Below are 970 nucleotides of genomic sequence, written 5' to 3' on the forward strand. Positions count from 1 at the left end.
CGCCAGTTCGGTGTACGGCAACGAGCCCGCCATCGACAGGCTCAGAACGCCTCGTCCGGCCGCAGGTAGCGCCACTGCCCGGGCGGCAGGTCACCCAGCATCACGCGGCCGATGCGCACGCGCTTGAGGCCCAGCACTTCCAGCCCGACCGCCTCGCACATGCGCCGGATCTGGCGCTTCTTGCCTTCGCGCAGCACGAAGCGCAGCTGGTCGTCGTTGACCCATTCCACCTGGGCCGGGCGCAGCGCCYCGCCGTCGAGCTCGAGGCCGTGGTTCAGCAGCGCGAGTTCGCTGTCGGGCAGGCGCGTGCCGTCGGGGCGCTGCACGCGCACCAGGTATTCCTTCTCGATCTCGCTGTTCTCGCCGATCAGCTGCTTGGCGACGCGGCCGTCCTGCGTCAGCACCAGCAGGCCGACCGAGTCGATGTCGAGCCGCCCGGCCGGCGCGAGGCCGCGCAGGTGGGTGTGCAGGAAGCGGGTGCCGGAGTTGTCGTCGTGCCACTGGTTCTCGGGCTTCACGAGCACATAGGCCGGCTCGTAGCCGTCTTCCGCCTGGCCGCTGACGTAGCCGACCGGCTTGTTGATCAGCACCGTGACGCGTTGCGCCTGCTGGTGGCGGGCCTGGGCATCGACGGTGATGCGCTGGCCGGGCATCACGCGCGAGCCGAGTTCCTTGACGACCTGGCCGTCGACGCGCACCCAGCCCTTCGGGATCCACTCGTCGGCCTCGCGGCGCGACGCGATGCCGAGTTCGCTCATGCGCTTGGACAGGCGCAGGCTGCCGGGCTGCTCGGCGTGGTAAACGGGTTCGTCGTCGTCGCGCTCGAAGCGCGGGTTGGGGCGTTGCGGGGCRGGGCGGCTGTTGCCGAAGGCGGTGTTGCGCGGGGCGTTGTCGCGCTGGGCGCCGTGGCGCGGGCTCGGGTTGCGCGAGGACGTGTCGCGCGGCCCCGACGGCCCGGACGGGCCCGACG

General features: G+C 71.8%; 1 protein-coding gene. It reads right to left on the reverse strand.

Annotation, left to right across the window (positions count from 1 at the left end; translation table 11 throughout):
- Positions 1 to 41 precede the first annotated feature (41 nt).
- Entirely contained in the window at positions 42 to 758 is a 717-nt protein-coding gene (locus AC1D12_RS34160) for a pseudouridine synthase (RefSeq protein WP_477845499.1), read from the reverse strand.
- Between the last annotated feature and the right edge of the window lie 212 nt (positions 759 to 970).

The sequence above is a fragment of the Rhizobacter sp. P1_G5 genome, assembly GCF_056405435.1.